Origin of the sequence: Streptomyces sp. CA-179760, from assembly GCF_050937045.1 — a bacterium.
GTDB lineage: Bacteria > Actinomycetota > Actinomycetes > Streptomycetales > Streptomycetaceae > Streptomyces.
Map to the genome: position 1 here is coordinate 4,801,753 of NZ_JBNJLZ010000001.1, position 18,126 is coordinate 4,819,878.

At 68.8% G+C, this 18,126-nt stretch carries 14 protein-coding genes; 10 read left to right on the forward strand and 4 right to left on the reverse strand.

All coding sequences use genetic code 11. The annotated features are described in order from the left end of the window. Positions 1–41: 41 nt before the first annotated feature. The 3 genes from ACQEV8_RS21650 to ACQEV8_RS21660 all read left to right on the forward strand — a co-directional run bounded on the left by ACQEV8_RS21650 (position 42) and on the right by ACQEV8_RS21660 (position 3,107). On the forward strand, positions 42–1,124 hold the full coding sequence (locus ACQEV8_RS21650; RefSeq protein WP_261680235.1) for an inositol-3-phosphate synthase: 1,083 nt from the start codon (positions 42–44) through the stop codon (positions 1,122–1,124). Positions 1,125–1,212: 88 nt separating this feature from the next. Then, positions 1,213–2,475 carry an MFS transporter gene (locus tag ACQEV8_RS21655; protein ID WP_432962600.1) on the forward strand — a complete coding sequence of 421 codons (1,263 nt, stop codon included), beginning with the start codon at positions 1,213–1,215 and terminating at the stop codon, positions 2,473–2,475. A 122-nt stretch (positions 2,476–2,597) separates the two neighbouring features. Next, positions 2,598–3,107 carry an LppU/SCO3897 family protein gene (locus ACQEV8_RS21660; protein ID WP_432962602.1) on the forward strand — a complete coding sequence of 170 codons (510 nt, stop codon included), beginning with the start codon at positions 2,598–2,600 and terminating at the stop codon, positions 3,105–3,107. Between the two features lie 100 nt (positions 3,108–3,207). Here the strand turns inward: ACQEV8_RS21660 and ACQEV8_RS21665 are convergent, their stop codons facing one another. Further along, positions 3,208–4,653, reverse strand: coding sequence for a CCA tRNA nucleotidyltransferase (locus tag ACQEV8_RS21665; RefSeq protein WP_432962604.1), 1,446 nt, complete (start codon positions 4,651–4,653; stop codon positions 3,208–3,210). A gap of 278 nt (positions 4,654–4,931) precedes the next feature. On the opposite strand from ACQEV8_RS21665, the gene ACQEV8_RS21670 reads away from it, so the two are divergent. From ACQEV8_RS21670 to trxA, 7 genes are all read left to right on the forward strand, one after another. Beyond that, positions 4,932–7,337, forward strand: a complete 2,406-nt coding sequence (locus ACQEV8_RS21670; RefSeq protein ID WP_432962606.1) for a DUF6049 family protein — start codon at positions 4,932–4,934, stop codon at positions 7,335–7,337. 42 nt (positions 7,338–7,379) lie between these two features. Further along, positions 7,380–9,743: a murein biosynthesis integral membrane protein MurJ gene (gene murJ, locus ACQEV8_RS21675; protein WP_432962608.1), complete on the forward strand. Its 2,364-nt coding sequence runs from the start codon at positions 7,380–7,382 to the stop codon at positions 9,741–9,743. A gap of 141 nt (positions 9,744–9,884) precedes the next feature. Beyond that, a complete protein-coding gene (locus ACQEV8_RS21680) occupies positions 9,885–11,579 on the forward strand; it encodes a protein kinase family protein (RefSeq protein WP_432962610.1) in 1,695 nt (564 codons plus the stop codon). A gap of 27 nt (positions 11,580–11,606) precedes the next feature. Continuing rightward, positions 11,607–12,332: an RNA polymerase sigma factor SigM gene (sigM, locus tag ACQEV8_RS21685; RefSeq protein ID WP_432962612.1), complete on the forward strand. Its 726-nt coding sequence runs from the start codon at positions 11,607–11,609 to the stop codon at positions 12,330–12,332. Then, positions 12,329–13,270: an anti-sigma factor family protein gene (locus ACQEV8_RS21690; RefSeq protein WP_432962614.1), complete on the forward strand. Its 942-nt coding sequence runs from the start codon at positions 12,329–12,331 to the stop codon at positions 13,268–13,270. The genes sigM and ACQEV8_RS21690 overlap by 4 nt, the downstream gene beginning before the upstream one ends. Positions 13,271–13,436: 166 nt before the next feature. Then, positions 13,437–14,405 carry a thioredoxin-disulfide reductase gene (gene trxB / locus ACQEV8_RS21695; protein WP_432962616.1) on the forward strand — a complete coding sequence of 323 codons (969 nt, stop codon included), beginning with the start codon at positions 13,437–13,439 and terminating at the stop codon, positions 14,403–14,405. Positions 14,406–14,451: 46 nt separating this feature from the next. After that, the gene (gene trxA / locus ACQEV8_RS21700) at positions 14,452–14,784 is read left to right on the forward strand and encodes a thioredoxin (protein WP_184593875.1); all 333 of its coding nucleotides are present in this window, start codon (positions 14,452–14,454) and stop codon (positions 14,782–14,784) included. Between the two features lie 94 nt (positions 14,785–14,878). Here trxA and ACQEV8_RS21705 read toward each other — a convergent pair whose 3' ends face one another. The 3 genes from ACQEV8_RS21705 to ACQEV8_RS21715 all read right to left on the reverse strand — a co-directional run bounded on the left by ACQEV8_RS21705 (position 14,879) and on the right by ACQEV8_RS21715 (position 17,990). Further along, entirely contained in the window at positions 14,879–15,496 is a 618-nt protein-coding gene (locus ACQEV8_RS21705) for a GNAT family N-acetyltransferase (RefSeq protein ID WP_432962619.1), read from the reverse strand. Between the two features lie 320 nt (positions 15,497–15,816). Beyond that, positions 15,817–16,917 carry a ParB/RepB/Spo0J family partition protein gene (locus tag ACQEV8_RS21710; protein ID WP_432962621.1) on the reverse strand — a complete coding sequence of 367 codons (1,101 nt, stop codon included), beginning with the start codon at positions 16,915–16,917 and terminating at the stop codon, positions 15,817–15,819. Continuing rightward, complete coding sequence (locus tag ACQEV8_RS21715; RefSeq protein ID WP_432972884.1) at positions 16,914–17,990, reverse strand: ParA family protein; 1,077 nt, start codon at positions 17,988–17,990, stop codon at positions 16,914–16,916. The genes ACQEV8_RS21710 and ACQEV8_RS21715 overlap by 4 nt, the downstream gene beginning before the upstream one ends. Positions 17,991–18,126 lie beyond the last annotated feature (136 nt).

An 18,126-nucleotide genomic window follows, 5' to 3' on the forward strand; every position in this document is an offset into this window, starting at 1 on the left:
CCCTTGAAGGGCCTCACTCATACACACAGGGAGCAACCGGAATGGGTTCGGTTCGCGTAGCCATCGTCGGCGTGGGCAACTGCGCCGCCTCGCTGGTACAGGGAGTCGAGTACTACAAGGACGCCGACCCGGCGTCCAAGGTGCCGGGCCTGATGCACGTCCAGTTCGGCGAGTACCACGTCCGCGACGTCGAGTTCGTCGCCGCGTTCGACGTGGACGCCAAGAAGGTCGGTCTCGACCTCGCGGACGCCATCGGCGCCTCCGAGAACAACACAATCAAGATCTGCGACGTACCCAGCACCGGCGTGACGGTCCAGCGCGGCCACACTCTCGACGGCCTCGGCAAGTACTACCGCGAGACCATCGAGGAGTCCGCCGAGGAGCCGGTCGACGTCGTCCAGGTCCTCAAGGACAAGCAGATCGACGTCCTCGTCTGCTACCTGCCCGTCGGCTCCGAGGACGCGGCGAAGTTCTACGCCCAGTGCGCCATCGACGCCAAGGTCGCCTTCGTCAACGCCCTTCCGGTCTTCATCGCCGGCACCAAGGAGTGGGCGGACAAGTTCACCGAGGCGGGCGTCCCGATCGTCGGCGACGACATCAAGTCGCAGGTCGGCGCCACCATCACGCACCGCGTCATGGCAAAGCTGTTCGAGGACCGGGGCGTCGTCCTGGACCGCACGATGCAGCTGAACGTCGGCGGCAACATGGACTTCAAGAACATGCTCGAGCGCGACCGCCTCGAGTCGAAGAAGATCTCCAAGACGCAGGCCGTCACCTCTCAGATCCGCGACCGCGAACTGGGCGAGGGCAACGTCCACATCGGCCCGTCCGACTACGTCGCCTGGCTGGACGACCGCAAGTGGGCCTACGTCCGCCTCGAAGGCCGTGCCTTCGGTGACGTCCCGCTGAACCTGGAGTACAAGCTCGAGGTCTGGGACTCCCCGAACTCCGCCGGCGTCATCATCGACGCCCTGCGCGCCGCGAAGATCGCCAAGGACCGCGGCATCGGCGGCCCGATCCTGTCGGCCTCCAGCTACTTCATGAAGTCCCCGCCGGTCCAGTACTTCGACGACGAGGCCCGCGAGAACGTCGAGAAGTTCATCAAGGGTGAGGTCGAGCGCTGACGCTCCGCAACGAGTCGCTCCTGCCAGGGCTGTGAGGGTCCCCGGGTCGTACGACCCGGGGACCCTCCCCGTATGTGAGGCTGTGCCCATGGCCGTCGTCCGTGACCTGCGCGTCCTGATGCGCTTCCAGGGCTTCCGGCGTCTGCTCGCCGTGCGCCTGCTCTCCCAGGGCGCAGACGGCGTGTACCAGGTCGCGCTCGCCGCGTACGTGGTCTTCTCGCCGGAGAAGGAGACCTCGGCGGCCGGTGTCGCCTCCGCGATGGCCGTGCTGCTGCTCCCGTACTCCCTCGTCGGCCCCTTCGCCGGTGTCCTGCTGGACCGTTGGCGCCGCCGCCAGGTCCTGCTGTACGGCAGCCTGCTGCGCGCCCTGCTGGCCTCGGCGACGGCCCTGCTGATACTCAGCCCGGCTCCCGACTGGCTCTTCTACGTCTCCGCCCTGTGCGTCACCGCGGTCAACCGTTTCGTTCTCTCGGGTCTCTCCGCCGCCCTGCCGCGGGTGGTCGACGCCGAGCGTCTGGTCATCGCCAACTCCCTCTCCCCGACCGCCGGAACGCTGGCGGCGACCGCGGGCGGCGGCCTCGCCTTCGCCGTCCGCCTGGTGGTGGCGGACTCCGACGCCACCGTGGTGCTCGTGGGAGCCGGGCTGTATCTGTGTGCGGCCGTGGCATCGCTGAGCATGGCGCGGGAACTTCTCGGCCCCGACCGGACCTTGGTGAGCGAGCGGCTCGGGCCGGCTCTCACGGGCACCGCCCGCGACCTGGCGGACGGCGTGCGTCACCTGGCCGCGCCACAGCGCAGGGAGGCCGCCTGGGCACTGGCGGCGATGTCCCTGATGCGGTTCTGCTACGGCGCCCTGCTGGTCATGCTGCTGATGCTCTGCCGGTACGCGCTCACCTCGACCACGGACGACGGACTCGCCTTGCTGGGACTGGCGTTGGGCGTCTCCGGCGCGGGATTCTTCGCGGCGGCCGTGGTGACGCCCTGGGCCGCGGGACGGCTGGGGCCGGGCCGCTGGATCGTCGTGTGCGCGGGGGCCGCCGCGTTGCTGGAGCCCGCTCTGGGGCTGCCGTTCGCGACCACCCCGCTGATGGTCGCGGCCTTCGTCCTGGGGCTGACCACCCAGGGCGCGAAGATCGCCACGGACACCATCGTCCAGTCCTCCGTGGAGGACGGCTTCCGTGGCCGGATCTTCTCCGTCTACGACGTCCTCTTCAATGTCTTCTTCGTCGGTGCGGCCGCCGTGGCGGCGCTGATGCTGCCTCCGGACGGCCGATCCGTAACGCTGGTGATCACGATCGCCGTTATCTACGCGGCAGTAGCGGCGACTATGGCCCGGTTTGACCACCGGTAAGTGTCACATCAATGACACAGAGCCACTTCTGACCACTGAGTTGTCAGTGGGTCCCGATAACTTACGTGCGTCTTATCTCGCGACATGTTCGCGTCATTCACCATGTACTAGGGGGACCCCGAATGACCACTCCGCCGCCCCAGGGCAACCCGTTCGCACAGAACCAGCCCGCGGGTCAGCCCCAGGCTCCGTATCCGCCGCAGGGTGGCTACCCCCAGCAGCCCGGACAGCCCGGCTTCCCGCCCCAGGGAGCTCCGTATGCCCCTGTCCCGCCGCAGCCGTCCGGCCGCAAGCTCAGCTTCAAGACCATCAAGAACATCGTGATCGTCATCGCGGTGGCGGGCATTGCCATCGGTGGCTGGATAACCAGCCGGGACGACGCCAAGACGGCGGCCGTCGGCGACTGCATGCACCGCGGCAGCACCAGCGACGACAACCCGGACCTCGAAGTCGTCAAGTGCAGCGACGCGAAGGCTCAGTACGTGGTGCTGGCCAAGATCGAGGGCTCGTTCCTCACGGACACGCTGGCGTCGAGCAAGTGCGAGGCCGAGGCCAAGGACTTCCAGTACTCGTACACCGAGAGTGGTGACGGCAAGGACTTCCTGCTCTGCCTGAAGGACTACAAGAAGTAGGGCAGACACGGAGAGGGGCGGTGTTTCACGTGAAACACCGCCCCTCGGCCGTCTCCTGCGGGGTCATGTTTCACGTGAAACATGACCCTGTTTCACAGCGTCAGCCCTCCTGGCCGGCCCACCACTCCTTGAGCGCGGCCGTCGCGGCATCATGCTCCATCGGCCCGTTCTCCAGGCGCAGCTCCAGCATGTGCTTGTAAGCGCGGCCGATGACCGGGCCGGGACCGACGCCGAGGATCTCCATGATCTGGTTGCCGTCGAGGTCCGGGCGGATGGAGTCCAGCTCCTCCTGCTCCTGAAGGCTGGCGATCCGACCTTCCAGGCCGTCGTACGCACGCGACAGGGCTGTCGCCTTGCGCTTGTTACGGGTGGTGCAGTCCGAGCGGGTCAGCTTGTGGAGTCGGTCGAGGAGCGGGCCGGCGTCACGGACATAGCGGCGGACCGCCGAGTCCGTCCACTCGCCGGTGCCGTAGCCGTGGAAACGCAGGTGGAGTTCGACCAGACGTGAGACATCCTTGACCAGCTCGTTGGAGTACTTGAGGGCCGTCATGCGCTTCTTGGTCATCTTCGCCCCGACCACCTCGTGGTGGTGGAAGGAGACCCGGCCGTCCTTCTCGAAGCGACGGGTGCGCGGCTTGCCGATGTCATGGAGCAGGGCGGCCAGGCGGAGCGTCAGGTCGGGACCGTCGTCCTCCAGCGCCATCGCCTGCTCCAGGACGATCAGCGTGTGGTCGTAGACGTCCTTGTGCCGGTGGTGCTCATCACGCTCCAGGCGCAGGGCGGGCAGCTCGGGCAGCACACGGTCGGCGAGGCCGGTCTCGACGAGCAGCGTCAGGCCCTTGCGCGGGAACGGCGACAGGACCAGCTTGTTCAGCTCGTCCCGCACCCGCTCGGCCGAGACGATCTCGATACGTGCGGCCATCTCCGTCATCGCCGTGACGACCTCAGGGGCGACCTCGAAGTCGAGCTGAGCCGCGAAGCGCGCGGCCCTCATCATCCGCAGCGGGTCGTCCGAGAAGGACTCCTCCGGGGTGCCAGGAGTGCGCAGCACACGCGCCTCGAGGTCCTCGAGCCCGCCGTGCGGGTCGACGAACTCCTTCTCCGGCAGCGCGACGGCCATCGCGTTCACGGTGAAGTCACGGCGGACGAGGTCCTCCTCGATGGAGTCGCCGTACGAGACCTCGGGCTTGCGCGAGGTCCGGTCGTAGGCCTCCGAACGATAGGTGGTCACCTCGATCTGGTAGCCGTCCTTCTGGGCGCCGACGGTACCGAAGGCGATCCCGACCTCCCAGACCGCGTCGGCCCACGGGCGCACGATCTTGAGTACGTCCTGGGGACGGGCGTCGGTCGTGAAGTCGAGGTCGTTGCCGAGCCGGCCCAGCAGCGCGTCCCGGACCGAGCCGCCGACCAGGGCGAGTGAGAACCCGGCCTCCCGGAATCGGCGAGCGAGGTCATCGGCGACAGGAGCGACCCGCAGCAGTTCACTCACCGCACGGTGCTGCACCTGGCTGAGGGCACTGGACGTTTCTTCGTTGGCGTTCGGCACAACAGAAGAGGGTACGTGGCCCGGGCGGCCACGAGCTCCCCATATGACGCGTGCGGACTCGTCACTACGCGTACGGACTCGTCCGTGAATAGACGCACAAGACCCGTCGTTGAGATGTAAAGAGCCGCTCCCTTCTATACGGTCACATACCGGGCAGGACGGTGCCGGTCCGCGATCTTGTGGAACGGACCGCGGCACTTCCCCTCGGCGCGCATCGTTACCATGCGTGGACGCACATTCCGACGACCACTGACGACGACGAGGGACGGGCGAAGCGCGTGGCCGACGCGGCAGACTTCCAGGGGACCAGTGCCTCACCTGCCCGCCGGTGGCTGCGGCGCACCGGGGCACTGCTCGCCGGTGCGCCCCTGCTGGCCGGGATGCTCCAGCTGCCGGCCGCGGCCCCGGCGGACGCGGCCGGACAGGAGGCCCCGCAGGCGGCCGCCGGCGCCGGCTCGGTGGCCGTCGCTGTCGACTCGCTCACCCCCACCGCCCCCACCGAGGAAGACACGGTGAACGTGCAGGGCACGGTCACCAACAACGGCAAGCAGGCGGTCACCGACGCCCACGTCGATCTGCGGGTGGGTCCCTCGCTCGACACCCGCTCCTCCATCGACGCCCTCGCCAAGAAGAGCGACGACGTTCAGGGACCCGCCGGCAAGGCGGTCGGCGGCAAGTACAGCGAGAAGTTCCCCAAGCTCACCCCCGGCGTGGCCGAGCCCTTCAGCATCTCCGTACCGGCCGACGAGCTGGACCTCGGCCCGGACGGCGTCTACCAGCTGGCCGTCGCACTCTCCGGGGAGACCTCCGCGCAGCCCTGGGACCAGGTCCTGGGAGTCCAGCGCACCTTCCTGCCGTGGCAGCCCGAGGATGCCGGCACCAAGACGAAGACCACGTTCATGTGGCCGCTCACCTCCACCGTCCATATGACGGCCGAGACGGGGTCGAACGAGCAGCAGACGCCGGTCTTCCGCAACGACGACCTCGCCGACGAGATCGCCCCGGGCGGCCGTCTCGACCAGATGGTGTCGCTGGGCAAGGGCCTCGACATCACCTGGGTGATCGACCCGGACCTGCTGGCATCCGTCGACGCGATGACGCGGAACTACGAGGTCAGAGGCGAGGACGGCACCACCACCGCGGGCCGGAACCAGGCGGTCGCCAAGCAGTGGCTCGCCGAGCTCCAGCAGGCCGTCACGGGCAAGGAGGTCGTCGCCCTGCCCTTCGGCGACCCGGACCTGGCCTCCCTTGCCCACAACGGCACGAACGTCACGGGCTCACTGAGCCACCTCAAGGAAGCCACCGACGCCGTCGACAACACGGTGCCGACGATCCTCCACATGAAACCGTCCACGGACTTCGCGTGGCCCGTCGACGGTGCCGTCGATCCGTCGATCGTGAAGGTCGCGACCTCCGCGGGCGCCGACAAGGTGATCGCCCGCAGCGACAGCCTCCAGGACAACCTGTCGTACACGCCCTCCGCGGCCCGGCCCGTCGGCGGCGGCACCACGGCGGTCGTCGCGGATTCCAAGATGTCCACGGCGTTCCAGGGCAACCTGACGAAGGCCTCCGCGTCCACCCGCGCCGTGCAGCGCTTCCTGGCCCAGAGCCTGGCGCTCGGCCTGCAGACCGGCAAGCAGCGCAGTGTCGTGGTCGCCCCGCAGCGCATGCCCTCCGTGAGCCAGGCGCAGGCCATGGCCGAGGCGCTGGCGACCCTCCAGAGCGGGAACTGGGCCGAGTCGCAGGACCTCGCGGACGCCGCCAAGGCCAAGCCGGACCCGTCGGCCAACACCAAGGTGCCGCCGGCCTCCGCGTACCCGTCCTCGCTGCGCAACCAGGAACTGCTGCGGTCCGGCTTCGAGCAGATCGCGACGACACAGGGCAAGCTCGACAGCTTCAAGGTGATCCTCACCGACCAGTCCCGGGTGGTGACGCCCTTCGGGCGGGCCATGAACCGCGAGATGTCCACGTCCTGGCGTGGCCGGGGCGTCGCGGCGGTGGGGTATCGCGACGGCGTCGAGTCGTACCTCAACGGGCTCACCGACGGGGTCAAGCTGATCGAGAAGTCGGAGACCAAGCTCTCCGGCCGCAGTGCCACGATCCCCGTGACCGTCCAGAACAACCTGGTCCAGGGCGTCGAGCACCTGAAGCTGCGGCTGACGTCGAAGAACCCGACCCGTTTGAAGATCAGCGACGCCGCCTACGAGGAACAGCGCGTCACGGTGAACGGCGGCCACAGCCAGTCGGTGAAGTTCACCACATCCGCCAACGCCAACGGCCGGGCGGAGGTGGTCGCCCAGCTGTACACCGAGGACGGCCAGAAGTACGGCGCCCCCGTCACCTTCGACGTGAGGGTCACCGAGGTCACAGCTACCGTGATGCTGGTCATCGGCGGCGGTGTCCTGCTCCTGGTCCTCGCCGGCTTCCGTATGTACACCCAGCGCAAGCGCGCCGCCGCCCGCGAGGCGGACGAGGACGGCACCGCCGAGGCGGACGCCGACTCCGACAGCCCGCAGAGCCCGGTCGGCGCTCCGCAGAACCCCGAGGCCCCCGGCGACCGTCTCGAGCAGGAGACCGAGGCCGGACCACGGGCAGAAGGCCCGGAGCAGCCGAGTGACCCGGCCCCGGACACCGCAGCGGAAAGCGCCGACCCGTCCGGCACGGGTGAGAGAGTGGACCGTTAGATGTCGTGGCCGGTGGGCCGGGGACGATGAGGTGGGGTAACCATGAACGCGCCGTACGACGGTGACCGCGGCCGTGCCGCGGGCAGCTCGGGCTACCCCGAGTCGGGTGGGCCCGAGGGCTCGCCGGCCGAGCACGGCCAGGTACCGCCGCAGTCCCCCGCGGACATGTACCTCCAGGACGCCTACGACCAGGACCCCTACCGGGCACAGGACCTCTCCGCCCAGGACCCGGTCGCCGAGGCGCTCTACGACCGCGCCGCGCACCCACCGCCCCCTCCGGGTACGTACCAGCCGCAGCAGATGTACGCCCAGCCGCCGCAGTCGCCGTACGCGCCCGACCCGCAGGTGTGGGCCCAGACGCCCGCTCCGGAGCCGGAGGGCCCGACGCGGCACCTGCCGTACGGCGACGATCCCAGGACGACCCAGTTCGTGGGGGTGGACGATCTGGTCTCCCAGACGGGGGAGCCTCGCCAGGAGCCGGACGCCTTCGCGCACCTCTACAGGGACCAGCAGCAGAACAGCGGTCACCCGTCGTACGAGCAGCCGTCGGTCCCCGGCCCGTCCCAGGCCCCCGGGCAGATGGGACAGGGCCAGTACGCGGCGCAGGGCCAGTACGCGGCGCAGGGCCAGTACGCGGCGCAGGGCCAGTACGGGGCACAGGGTCAGTACGGGGCACAGGGTCAGTACGGCGCGCCCGGCCAGACCGCTCCGACACCGCCCCTCGTCGACGAGCCCCCCGCCCCGGAGCCCGCCGGCTCGCCGGCCCCCAAGAAGGGCGGCCGGGCCGCGGGCCTCATGAAGTCCAGCGCCGTGATGGCGGCGGGCACGATGGTCTCCCGCCTCACCGGCTTCATCCGCTCCGCGCTGATCGTGTCGGCCATCGGCGTCGGCTTCCTCGGCGACACCTTCCAGATCGCCTACCAGCTGCCGACGATGCTCTACATCCTCACCGTCGGCGGCGGTCTCAACTCCGTCTTCGTGCCGCAGCTCGTGCGTGCCATGAAGGAGGACGACGACGGCGGCGAGGCGTACGCCAACCGCCTGCTGACCCTCGTCATGGTGGCCCTCGGCGCACTCACCGCGCTCGCGATCTTCGGCGCGCCCCTCTTGATCCGCCTGATGTCCCCCTCAGTCGCCAGCGACCCCGCGGCGAATCAGGTCGCCATCACCTTCGTCCAGTACTTCCTGCCCTCGATCTTCTTCATGGGCGTCCACGTGGTGATGGGCCAGATCCTCAACGCCCGCGGGAAGTTCGGCGCGATGATGTGGACCCCGGTCCTGAACAACATCGTCATCATCGTGACGCTGGGCATGTTCATCTACGTCTACGGCACCGCGGCCGACTCCGGGATGAAGGTGACGACCATCCCGCCGGAGGGCCAGCGCCTCCTCGGCATCGGCGTCCTGCTCGGTCTCGTGGTCCAGGCGCTGGCGATGATCCCCTACCTGCGCGAGACCGGCTTCCGGCTGCGGCTGCGCTTCGACTGGAGGGGCCAGGGCCTCGGCAAGGCCATCACCCTCGCCAAGTGGACGGTCCTGTTCGTCCTCGCCAACCAGGCGGGCGCCATGGTCGTCGTCTGGCTGTCCACCGCGGCCGGCAAGGCCTCGCCAGTCGACGGCACCGGCTTCTCCGCCTACGCCAACGCACAGCTGATCTGGGGCCTGCCGCAGGCCATCATCACGGTCTCCCTCATGGCCGCTCTGCTGCCGCGTCTGTCGCGCTCGGCAGCCGAGGGCGACGGTGGCGCCGTCCGCGACGACATCTCCCAGGGCCTGCGCACCACGGCGGTCGCCATCGTGCCGATCGCGTTCGGATTCCTCTCGCTCGGCATCCCCATGTGCACGCTGATGTTCGGCTCCTCGGGCACCAGCGAGGCCACCAACATGGGCTTCATGCTGATGGCGTTCGGCCTCGGCCTGATCCCGTACTCCGTGCAGTACGTCGTCCTGCGCGCCTTCTACGCCTACGAGGACACCCGAACCCCCTTCTACAACACGGTCATCGTGGCCGCGGTCAACGCGGGCGCGTCGGCGGTCTGCTACTTCGTCATCCCGTCCCGCTGGGCCGTGGTCGGCATGGCCGCCTCATACGGTCTGGCGTACGCGATCGGTGTCGGCGTCGCCTGGAGCCGGCTGCGCAAGCGGCTGGGCGGGGACCTCGACGGCGCCCGTGTCCTGCGGACTTACGCCCGGCTGTGCATCGCCTCGATCCCGGCCGCACTGCTCAGCGGCGCGGCCTGCTACGGCATCGGCCAGGCCCTCGGCCAGGGCGTCATGGGCTCGATCGCCGGGGTACTTGCCGGCGGTGCCGTGCTCCTCGGGATCTTCTTCGTCGCCGCCCGCCGCATGCGCATCGAGGAACTCAACTCGCTGGTCGGCATGGTCCGCGGACGCCTGGGACGCTGAGTCGGGGGGTAGGCGCACAACCATCGTCAGCCGCCGCGTGTCGTGCATAGCGGCGGACTGTGGGCACAATTGGTTTCGGCGTCGGACGGCGCGCAACGGATGCCGGCCGGCGCGCACATGGATGGGGAGGCAGGAACGACGGTGGCGGAACGTAGTACGGCTGCCGTCGACGTGGCAGACAACAGCGACGACACGTCGCTGACCGCGCAGGCGGACCAGTCCACGGCCGACGGGGTGGCCAAGAACCGGGAGCGGGACACGGACAGCGACGAGGTACAGGAGAGCACCGGGACCGACAGGCCCGGAACGACCTCGCCGCCTGAACTGCACAGCGGGCACAAACTCGCCAGACGGTACCGTCTCGAGGAGTGCGTCACCCGTCTGGACGGTTTCAGCAGTTGGCGTGCCGTGGACGAGAAGCTCCGCCGTGCCGTCGGCGTGCACATCCTGCCCGCCGACCACTCACGGGCCCGCTCGGTCCTGGCCGCCGCACGCTCTTCCGCGCTCCTCGGCGACCCCCGCTTCGTCCAGGTGCTGGACGCGGTGGAGGAGAACGACCTCGTCTACGTCGTCCACGAGTGGCTGCCCGACGCGACGGAGCTGACCCCGCTCCTCGCCTCCGGGCCGCTGGAGCCGTACGACGCCTACCAGATGGTCAGTCAGATCTCCTCCGCCATGGCCGCCGCGCACCGCGAGGGGCTCGCCCATCTGCGGCTGGACCCCAACGCCGTGCTGCGCACCTCGACCGGTCAGTGGCGTATCCGCGGGCTCGCCGTGAACGCCGCCCTGCGCGGTGTCACGACCGAGACCCCGCAGCGCACCGACACCGAGGCCATCGGCGCCCTGCTGTATGCGGCGCTCACCCAGCGCTGGCCGTACGAGAGCGACGCGTACGGCCTGTCGGGCCTGCCGAAGGACATCGGCCTGATCGCACCCGACCAGGTGCGTGCCGGTGTGCACCGCGGGCTCTCCGAGCTGTCCATGCGCGCGCTCGTCAACGACGGTGCCACCGCCTCCCGGCACGAGTCGCCGTGCACGACGCCCGAGGAGCTGGTGAAGGCGATCGGCGAGATGCCCCGCATCCGCCCGCCGGAGCCGGCGTTCACGGCCCCGCCGGAGTACCAGCGCACGACGTACCAGCAGGGCTCCTACGGCCGCCAGGCCCCGCGCCTCGGCGCCACCCAGCCGGTCCCGACCCCGCCACCCCCGCTGCAGAGCCGCACGGGCAAGGCCCTGAAGTGGGCCGTCTCCGCGCTCCTGATCGCCGCACTGGGTCTCGGCAGCTGGCAGCTGGCGGACGCGCTCATGGACCAGGGCGGCAAGAACGAGGACCCGGGCCAGACGCAGACCAACGACGGGAACGACAAGAGCCCGAAGAAGCCGACGGGCGGCAAGCCCATCGCCATCAGCGGGGCACGGGACTTCGACCCCTTCGGCGATCAGACCGAGAAGCCGTCCGACATAGGGAAGGTCTACGACGGCAGCACCGCCTCGTACTGGCAGACGGACTACTACCTGAGCTCGGACTTCGGGCGCCTGAAGTCAGGCGTCGGCATAATCCTCGACCTCGGCAAGGTCCAGCAGGTCGGGAAGGTGAAGGTCACCTTCGTCGGGGACACCTCGGTCGAGCTCCGCAGCGCGAGCGCGGACGCGGGGTCGGAGCCGACATCCTTCGACGCCTACACCAAGGTCGCCGAGGGCACCGGGACGACAGTGGAACTCAAGCCCAGGGCCCTCAAGAGCCGCTACCTCCTGGTGTGGCTGACCGAGCTGCCCACGCAGGCGGACGACGGCAAGTGGCGCGGCAGGGTGGCGGACGTCAAGGTGACCAGCTGACGGCATCTGCCTCGAGGAAGGAGGCCGATGGCAGACGGCACCGGGTACGACGGAGTAAGCGATCAGGATCTGCTCGCCCGCCATGTCGAAGGCGACCCCGACGCCTTCGGTGAGATCGTGCGGCGGCATCGCGATCGTCTCTGGGCCGTCGCCCTGCGGACGCTCGGTGACCGCGAGGAGGCCGCTGACGCGGTGCAGGACGCCCTCGTATCCGCCTACCGGGCCGCCCACACCTTCCGGGGCCAGTCGGCCGTCACAACCTGGCTGCACAGGATCACGGTGAACGCCTGCCTGGACCGCGCCCGCAAGGTCGCTTCCCGGAAGACCTCCCCCGTCGACGACACCGAGCGCCTCGAGCAGCTGCTGGAGCCGCACGAGTCGGCCTCCGCACCCGCCGAGCGCAACGATCTCCACCGGCAGCTCATCGAAGCCCTGGGCACCCTGCCGGCCGACCAGCGCGCGGCGCTAGTCCTGGTGGACATGCAGGGCTACCCGGTCGCGGAGGCGGCCCGCGTCCTCGATGTGCCGACCGGCACGGTGAAGAGCCGATGCGCACGCGGCAGAGCCAGGCTCCTGCCGCTGCTCACCCATCTACGGCCAGACAGCGGCGGCAAGGACAAGAACCCGGGCGAGGAACGGAACCGGACGCAAGAGCCAACCGTCCCACCCGCAGCGGGACCACACCGAACGGGACCGCCGGACACAGGACCGAGCGATTCAGCCGCAGTGAAGGGCGGAGGTGGACGAGCGTGACGTCGACGACAGACATGACCGGGCACCCGGACGTCGCGGAGATCTCCGACCTCTCCGAAGGCATTCTCCCGCCGCCCCGGAGCACCGACGTACGCGGGCATCTGGACGGCTGTGAGCTTTGCGCGGACGTCTATGCGTCCCTGGAGGAGATCCGCGGTCTGCTGGGCACGCTGCCGGGCCCGCCGCGCATGCCCGCCGATGTCGCAGGCCGCATCGACGCCGCACTCGCCGCCGAGGCTCTGCTGCACGCCACGGAGCCCGAGGCCGCAGAGGGGACAGCGCCGGTGAGCGCTCCCCGCTCGGCTTCCAAGCACGACAGCTCCGAGCACGACAGCGATACGCATGTTTCACGTGAAACATCGACGCCCGCCGACCGGCCCGCCGGGCGCCCCCGCTCTTCCAGCACCGGACCGGGCCGCAAGGAGCGCACGCGGAACGGGCGGCGCAGGACCGCCGTTCTGGGGACCGTCTTCACGGTGGCGGCCCTAGGACTGGGCTCCGTCCTGTTGTCGTCACTCGGCGACAACAAGCCGCCCCACGACACAGCGGGCGGGCGGCAGGCCACCGCTGGGGACACCTTCTCCGAGGGGAAGCTGCAGCAGCAGGTCACCGATCTCCTGGCCGAGAACCAGAGCGAGGAAGGCGGCAGTTCCCGCACCCCCCTCGGCGCGGCGACCGCCCCTGGCAGCAATCACCCCAGGGTCCTCAGGGAGCCCACCGTGCCCGGCTGCGTCCGTGATGGAATCGGGCGCAAGGACGCGGCCCTGGCTGTCGAGAACGGCAGGTACCAGGGGAAGAAGGCCATGCTCGTGCTGCTTCCCAACGCCTCCGACGCCACCCGGGTCACCGCCTATGTCGTCGACGCGACCTGTGTGGATCACCAGGCGTCCACTGCCAAGGGCAAGGTTCTCCTGGAGCGCTCCTACCCGTCCTCCTGAGCGAGTGCATCGTCTTTGCCCTGCGTGGTATCCAGCACAGTGCCGCATCTCCGTGTGCCCGGACACAGCGGGAATGCGCGCCCCTTAGGATCCGTTGGGTGGTGTGAGAGTCCTGAGTGAAGCTCCACCGGTCGAACGACGCAGTCCAGAGACGAGGAAACAAGCCGTGAGCGACGTCCGTAACGTGATCATCATCGGCTCCGGGCCCGCCGGCTACACGGCGGCGCTCTACACCGCGCGCGCGTCGCTGAAGCCACTGGTGTTCGAGGGCGCCGTCACCGCCGGCGGTGCGCTCATGAACACCACCGACGTCGAGAACTTCCCAGGCTTCCAGGACGGCATCATGGGCCCCGAGCTCATGGACAACATGCGCGCCCAGGCGGAACGCTTCGGTGCCGAGCTCGTCCCGGACGATGTCGTGACCGTCGACCTGTCCGGCGAGATCAAGACCGTCACGGACACCGCCGGCACCGTCCACCGGGCGAAGGCCGTCATCGTCTCCACTGGCTCGCAGCACCGCAAGCTCGGTCTGCCGAACGAGGACGCCCTCTCCGGCCGTGGGGTGTCCTGGTGCGCCACCTGTGACGGGTTCTTCTTCAAGGACCAAGACATCGCCGTGATCGGTGGTGGCGACACCGCCATGGAGGAGGCCACCTTCCTCTCGCGGTTCGCCAAGTCCGTGACCGTGGTCCACCGCCGCGACACCCTGCGCGCTTCCAAGGCCATGCAGGAACGCGCCTTCGCCGACCCGAAGATCAAGTTCGTGTGGGACAGCGAGGTCGCCGAGATCCAGGGCGACCCGAAGCTCTCGGGTCTGAAACTGCGCAACCTCAAGACCGGCGAGCTCTCCGACCTGCCGGTGACCGGCCTGTTCATCGCCATCGGCCACGACCCCCGCACCGAGCTCTTCAAGGGGCAGCTCGACCTGGACGAGGAGGGCTACCTGAAGGTGGAGGCGCCGTCGACGCGCACGAACCTGACTGGTGTCTTCGGTGCCGGCGACGTGGTCGACCACACCTACCGTCAGGCGATCACCGCGGCCGGGACCGGCTGCTCCGCTGCACTCGACGCCGAGCGCTTCCTCTCCGCCCTCTCGGACGAGGAGCAGCCCGAGCCGGAGAAGACCTCCGTCTGAACCTCTCCCTACCCGCCCCACGCACCAACCAGTTAAGGAGCCCGCCGTGGCCGGCACCCTGAAGAATGTGACCGACGACTCCTTCGAGCAGGACGTCCTCAAGAGCGACAAGCCCGTCCTCGTGGACTTCTGGGCCGCCTGGTGCGGTCCCTGCCGCCAGATCGCGCCGTCCCTCGAGGCGATCGCCTCTGAGTACGGCGAGAAGATCGAGGTCGTCAAGCTGAACATCGACGAGAACCCGGGTACGGCCGCCAAGTACGGCGTCATGTCCATCCCGACCCTGAACGTCTACCAGGGTGGCGAGGTCGCCAAGACCATCGTGGGCGCGAAGCCGAAGGCCGCGATCGTTCGCGACCTCGAGGAGTTCATCGCCGAGTGAATCGGCTGAGCCGTCGCAGCGGCGGTGCATGTTTCACGTGAAACACGAATGGGCCAACCCGGAAGGGTTGGCCCATTCGTTTGACTGCGTGCCTCTACAGCGGTCGCAGCGCCGGCTCCTTCTGGACGGCGCCCAAGAGCCGGTCCAGCGCCAGCTCGACGTCTTCCTTCCAGGAGAGCGTCGACCTCAGCTCCAGCCTCAGCCGGGGGCTGGTGGGGTGCTGCCTCACCGTCTTGAAGCCCACCGCCAGGAGATGGTCGGCTGGCAGCAGACAGGCCGGCTCCTTCCAGCGCACATCGCCGAACGCCTCGATCGCCTTGAAGTCGCGCCGCAGCAGATCCTTGGCGACCGTCTGGACCATGACCCGGCCCAGTCCTTGCCCCTGGTAGCCCGGCAGGATGAACGCGGTCATCAGCTGCACCGCGTCAGGGGAGATGGGACTCGTGGGAAACGCCGTGGAGCGGGGGACGTAGGCGGGAGGGGCATAGAGCACGAAGCCCACCGGCACATCGTCGACGTACACGACGCGGCCGCAGGATCCCCAGTCCAGCAGAACAGCCGAGATCCAGGATTCCTTCTCCAGAGCGGGTGTGCCCGCCTTTACCGCGGCCTCGCCCCTGACTGGGTCGAGCTCCCAGAAGACACACGAGCGGCAGCGCTTGGGGAGGTCCTGAAGGTTGTCCAGCGTGAGCGGTACGAGCCGACGCCCCATGAAGGCTGTTCCTCGCTTTCTTCGCCCGCCGCGTCGCGGGCGGCTGTCAGAGCGCTCCGTTCCTTGAGGAGACTGCCGATGAACCCACCGACCGCCCCCAGCCCCAAACCGGCGCTCACCAGTCCGGTGCGGCTCATCGTTCCCATGGCCCCTGCCTTCCTTTCAGAGGTGCTGCCGGATGGTCGCGCCATACCCCAGCGCATCGTATCCACGATGCGATTCCATCGATACCGCCAGAAAGGAAAGAGCGGGCCATGTTCCGGCACACACCGGACACGGCCCGCTCTGTCTGAAGCACAGCCAAGGCTCCTGCCGGAGGCTCAGGAATCGCTCTCCTCGGAGTCACTCTCCATAAGGCTCTTCTGCAGGACCGGCCCCTCTCCGGGAGCGAAGGAACCAAGGATCCTCTCGAGGTCCTCCATGGAGGCGAACTCGACGGTGATCTTCCCCTTCTTCTGACCCAGGTCGACCTTCACCCGCGTCTCGAAGCGGTCCGACAGCCGCGTGGCGAGGTCGGACAGCGCGGGAGAGACCAGGGCACCGGCGCGCGGGCCCTTGGGCCGCTGCGCCTTCTGAGGCCGTGAGCCCATCAGGGTCACGATCTCCTCGACGGCCCGCACCGAGAGTCCCTCGGCCACGATGCGGTGGGCCAGCCTGTCCTGCTCCTCCGAGTCCTCGACGGACAGCAGTGCCCGTGCGTGGCCGGCGGAGAGCACCCCGGCGGCAACGCGGCGCTGGACAGCCGTTGAGAGCTTCAGCAGGCGCAGAGTGTTGGAGACCTGCGGGCGGGATCGGCCGATGCGGTCCGCCAACTGGTCGTGCGTGCAGTTGAAGTCCCTCAGCAACTGGTCGTAGGCGGCTGCCTCCTCCAGCGGGTTCAGCTGGGCGCGGTGCAGGTTCTCCAGCAGAGCGTCCAGGAGGAGCTTCTCGTCCTCCGTGGCCCGCACAATCGCCGGGATCGCCTCCAGTCCCGCCTCGCGGCAGGCCCGCCAGCGGCGCTCGCCCATGATGAGCTCATAGCGGGCGGGACCCACCTGCCGTACGACGACCGGCTGGAGGAGCCCGACCTCCTTGATGGAGGTGATGAGCTCGGCCAACGCGTCATCGTCGAAGACCTCACGCGGCTGCCGCGGGTTCGGCGTGATGTCGTCGAGGGGGATCTCGGCGAAGTGCGCACCGATGGGCGCCGCAGGCAGTGCGGGAGCGCTGGGCTGCACCGGCTCCTCTGTTTCACGTGAAACAGCCGGCAGAGTCGCTACCTTCGCTGCCGCCACCCCACGGTCGTTCGGCAATGCGGGCACTGCCGTGGGAGATGTGGAAGCGGGTCCCCCTGCCGCCGCTTGGGCCACCGATTTCTCCGTGGGGGCAGCAGGGATCAGCGCGCCGAGTCCACGGCCCAGTCCCCTCCGTCGATCGCTCACTGGATGCCCTCCACCATGCTCGGGTCGTTCTGCTGTACGCCGATGTGGGCGTGCGTGGCTTCATAGCTGATGCCGACGCCCTTCAGCGCGATCTCTCGTGCCGCCTCAAGGTAAGAGAGGGCACCACTCGATCCTGGATCGTATGTCAGTACCGTCTGCCCATAACTCGGCGCCTCGGAGATACGTACGGACCGGGGGATGCTCGTCCGCAGTACCTCGTCGCCGAAGTGGGTGCGCACCTCGTCCGCGACCTGGGAAGCGAGGCGCGTCCGGCCGTCATACATGGTGAGCAGGATGGTCGACACATGCAGGGTGGGGTTGAGGTGCCCGCGCACGAGGTCGACGTTGCGCAACAGCTGACCCAGGCCCTCCAGCGCGTAGTACTCGCACTGGATAGGGATCAGAACCTCCTGGCCCGCCACCAACGCATTGACCGTCAGGAGGCCGAGTGAGGGCGGGCAGTCGATGAGGATGTAGTCCAGCGGCTGCTCGTACGCCTGGATGGCACGCTGCAGCCTGCTTTCCCGGGCCACCAGGGACACCAGCTCGATCTCAGCACCGGCGAGATCGATCGTGGCGGGAGCGCAGAACAGACCCTCGACGTCGGGGACGGGCTGGACGACCTCGGAGAGCGGCTTACTCTCCACCAACACGTCATAGATGGAGGGGACTTCGGCGTGATGGTCGATGCCCAGCGCCGTGGACGCATTGCCCTGTGGGTCGAGGTCGACGACCAGGACGCGGCCGCCATGCAGGGCCAGCGACGCGGCAAGGTTGACGGTCGTCGTCGTCTTGCCCACACCGCCCTTCTGGTTGGCGACCACCATGATTCGGGTCTGCTCGGGCCGTGGCAGGCCCTCGCCGGCGCGGCCCAGTGCCTCCACCGCCAGTTGGGCAGCACGACCGATGGGAGTGTCGTCCATCGGAGGCGGTGTTTCACGTGAAACATCCGCCCCCATCGACTCGGTACGGGGACCGGGGACCGGATCGGTCATCGGTCCCGCGATGTTGGCGTCGGACCGCAAGGATTCACTCTCCTCGACTTCAGGCTCGCTATGAACAGAGCCTCCCATGCCTTCGGGGTCGTGAACCAGTGAGGCCTGGCGTTCTGTGGAGAAATCCACCTCCGTGGACAACTCGGTTCCCTCATCGAGTGAACCGAGAGGCTTGCGGTCGCGGGGTTCGGCCGCAGCGCGGCCACGACTGATG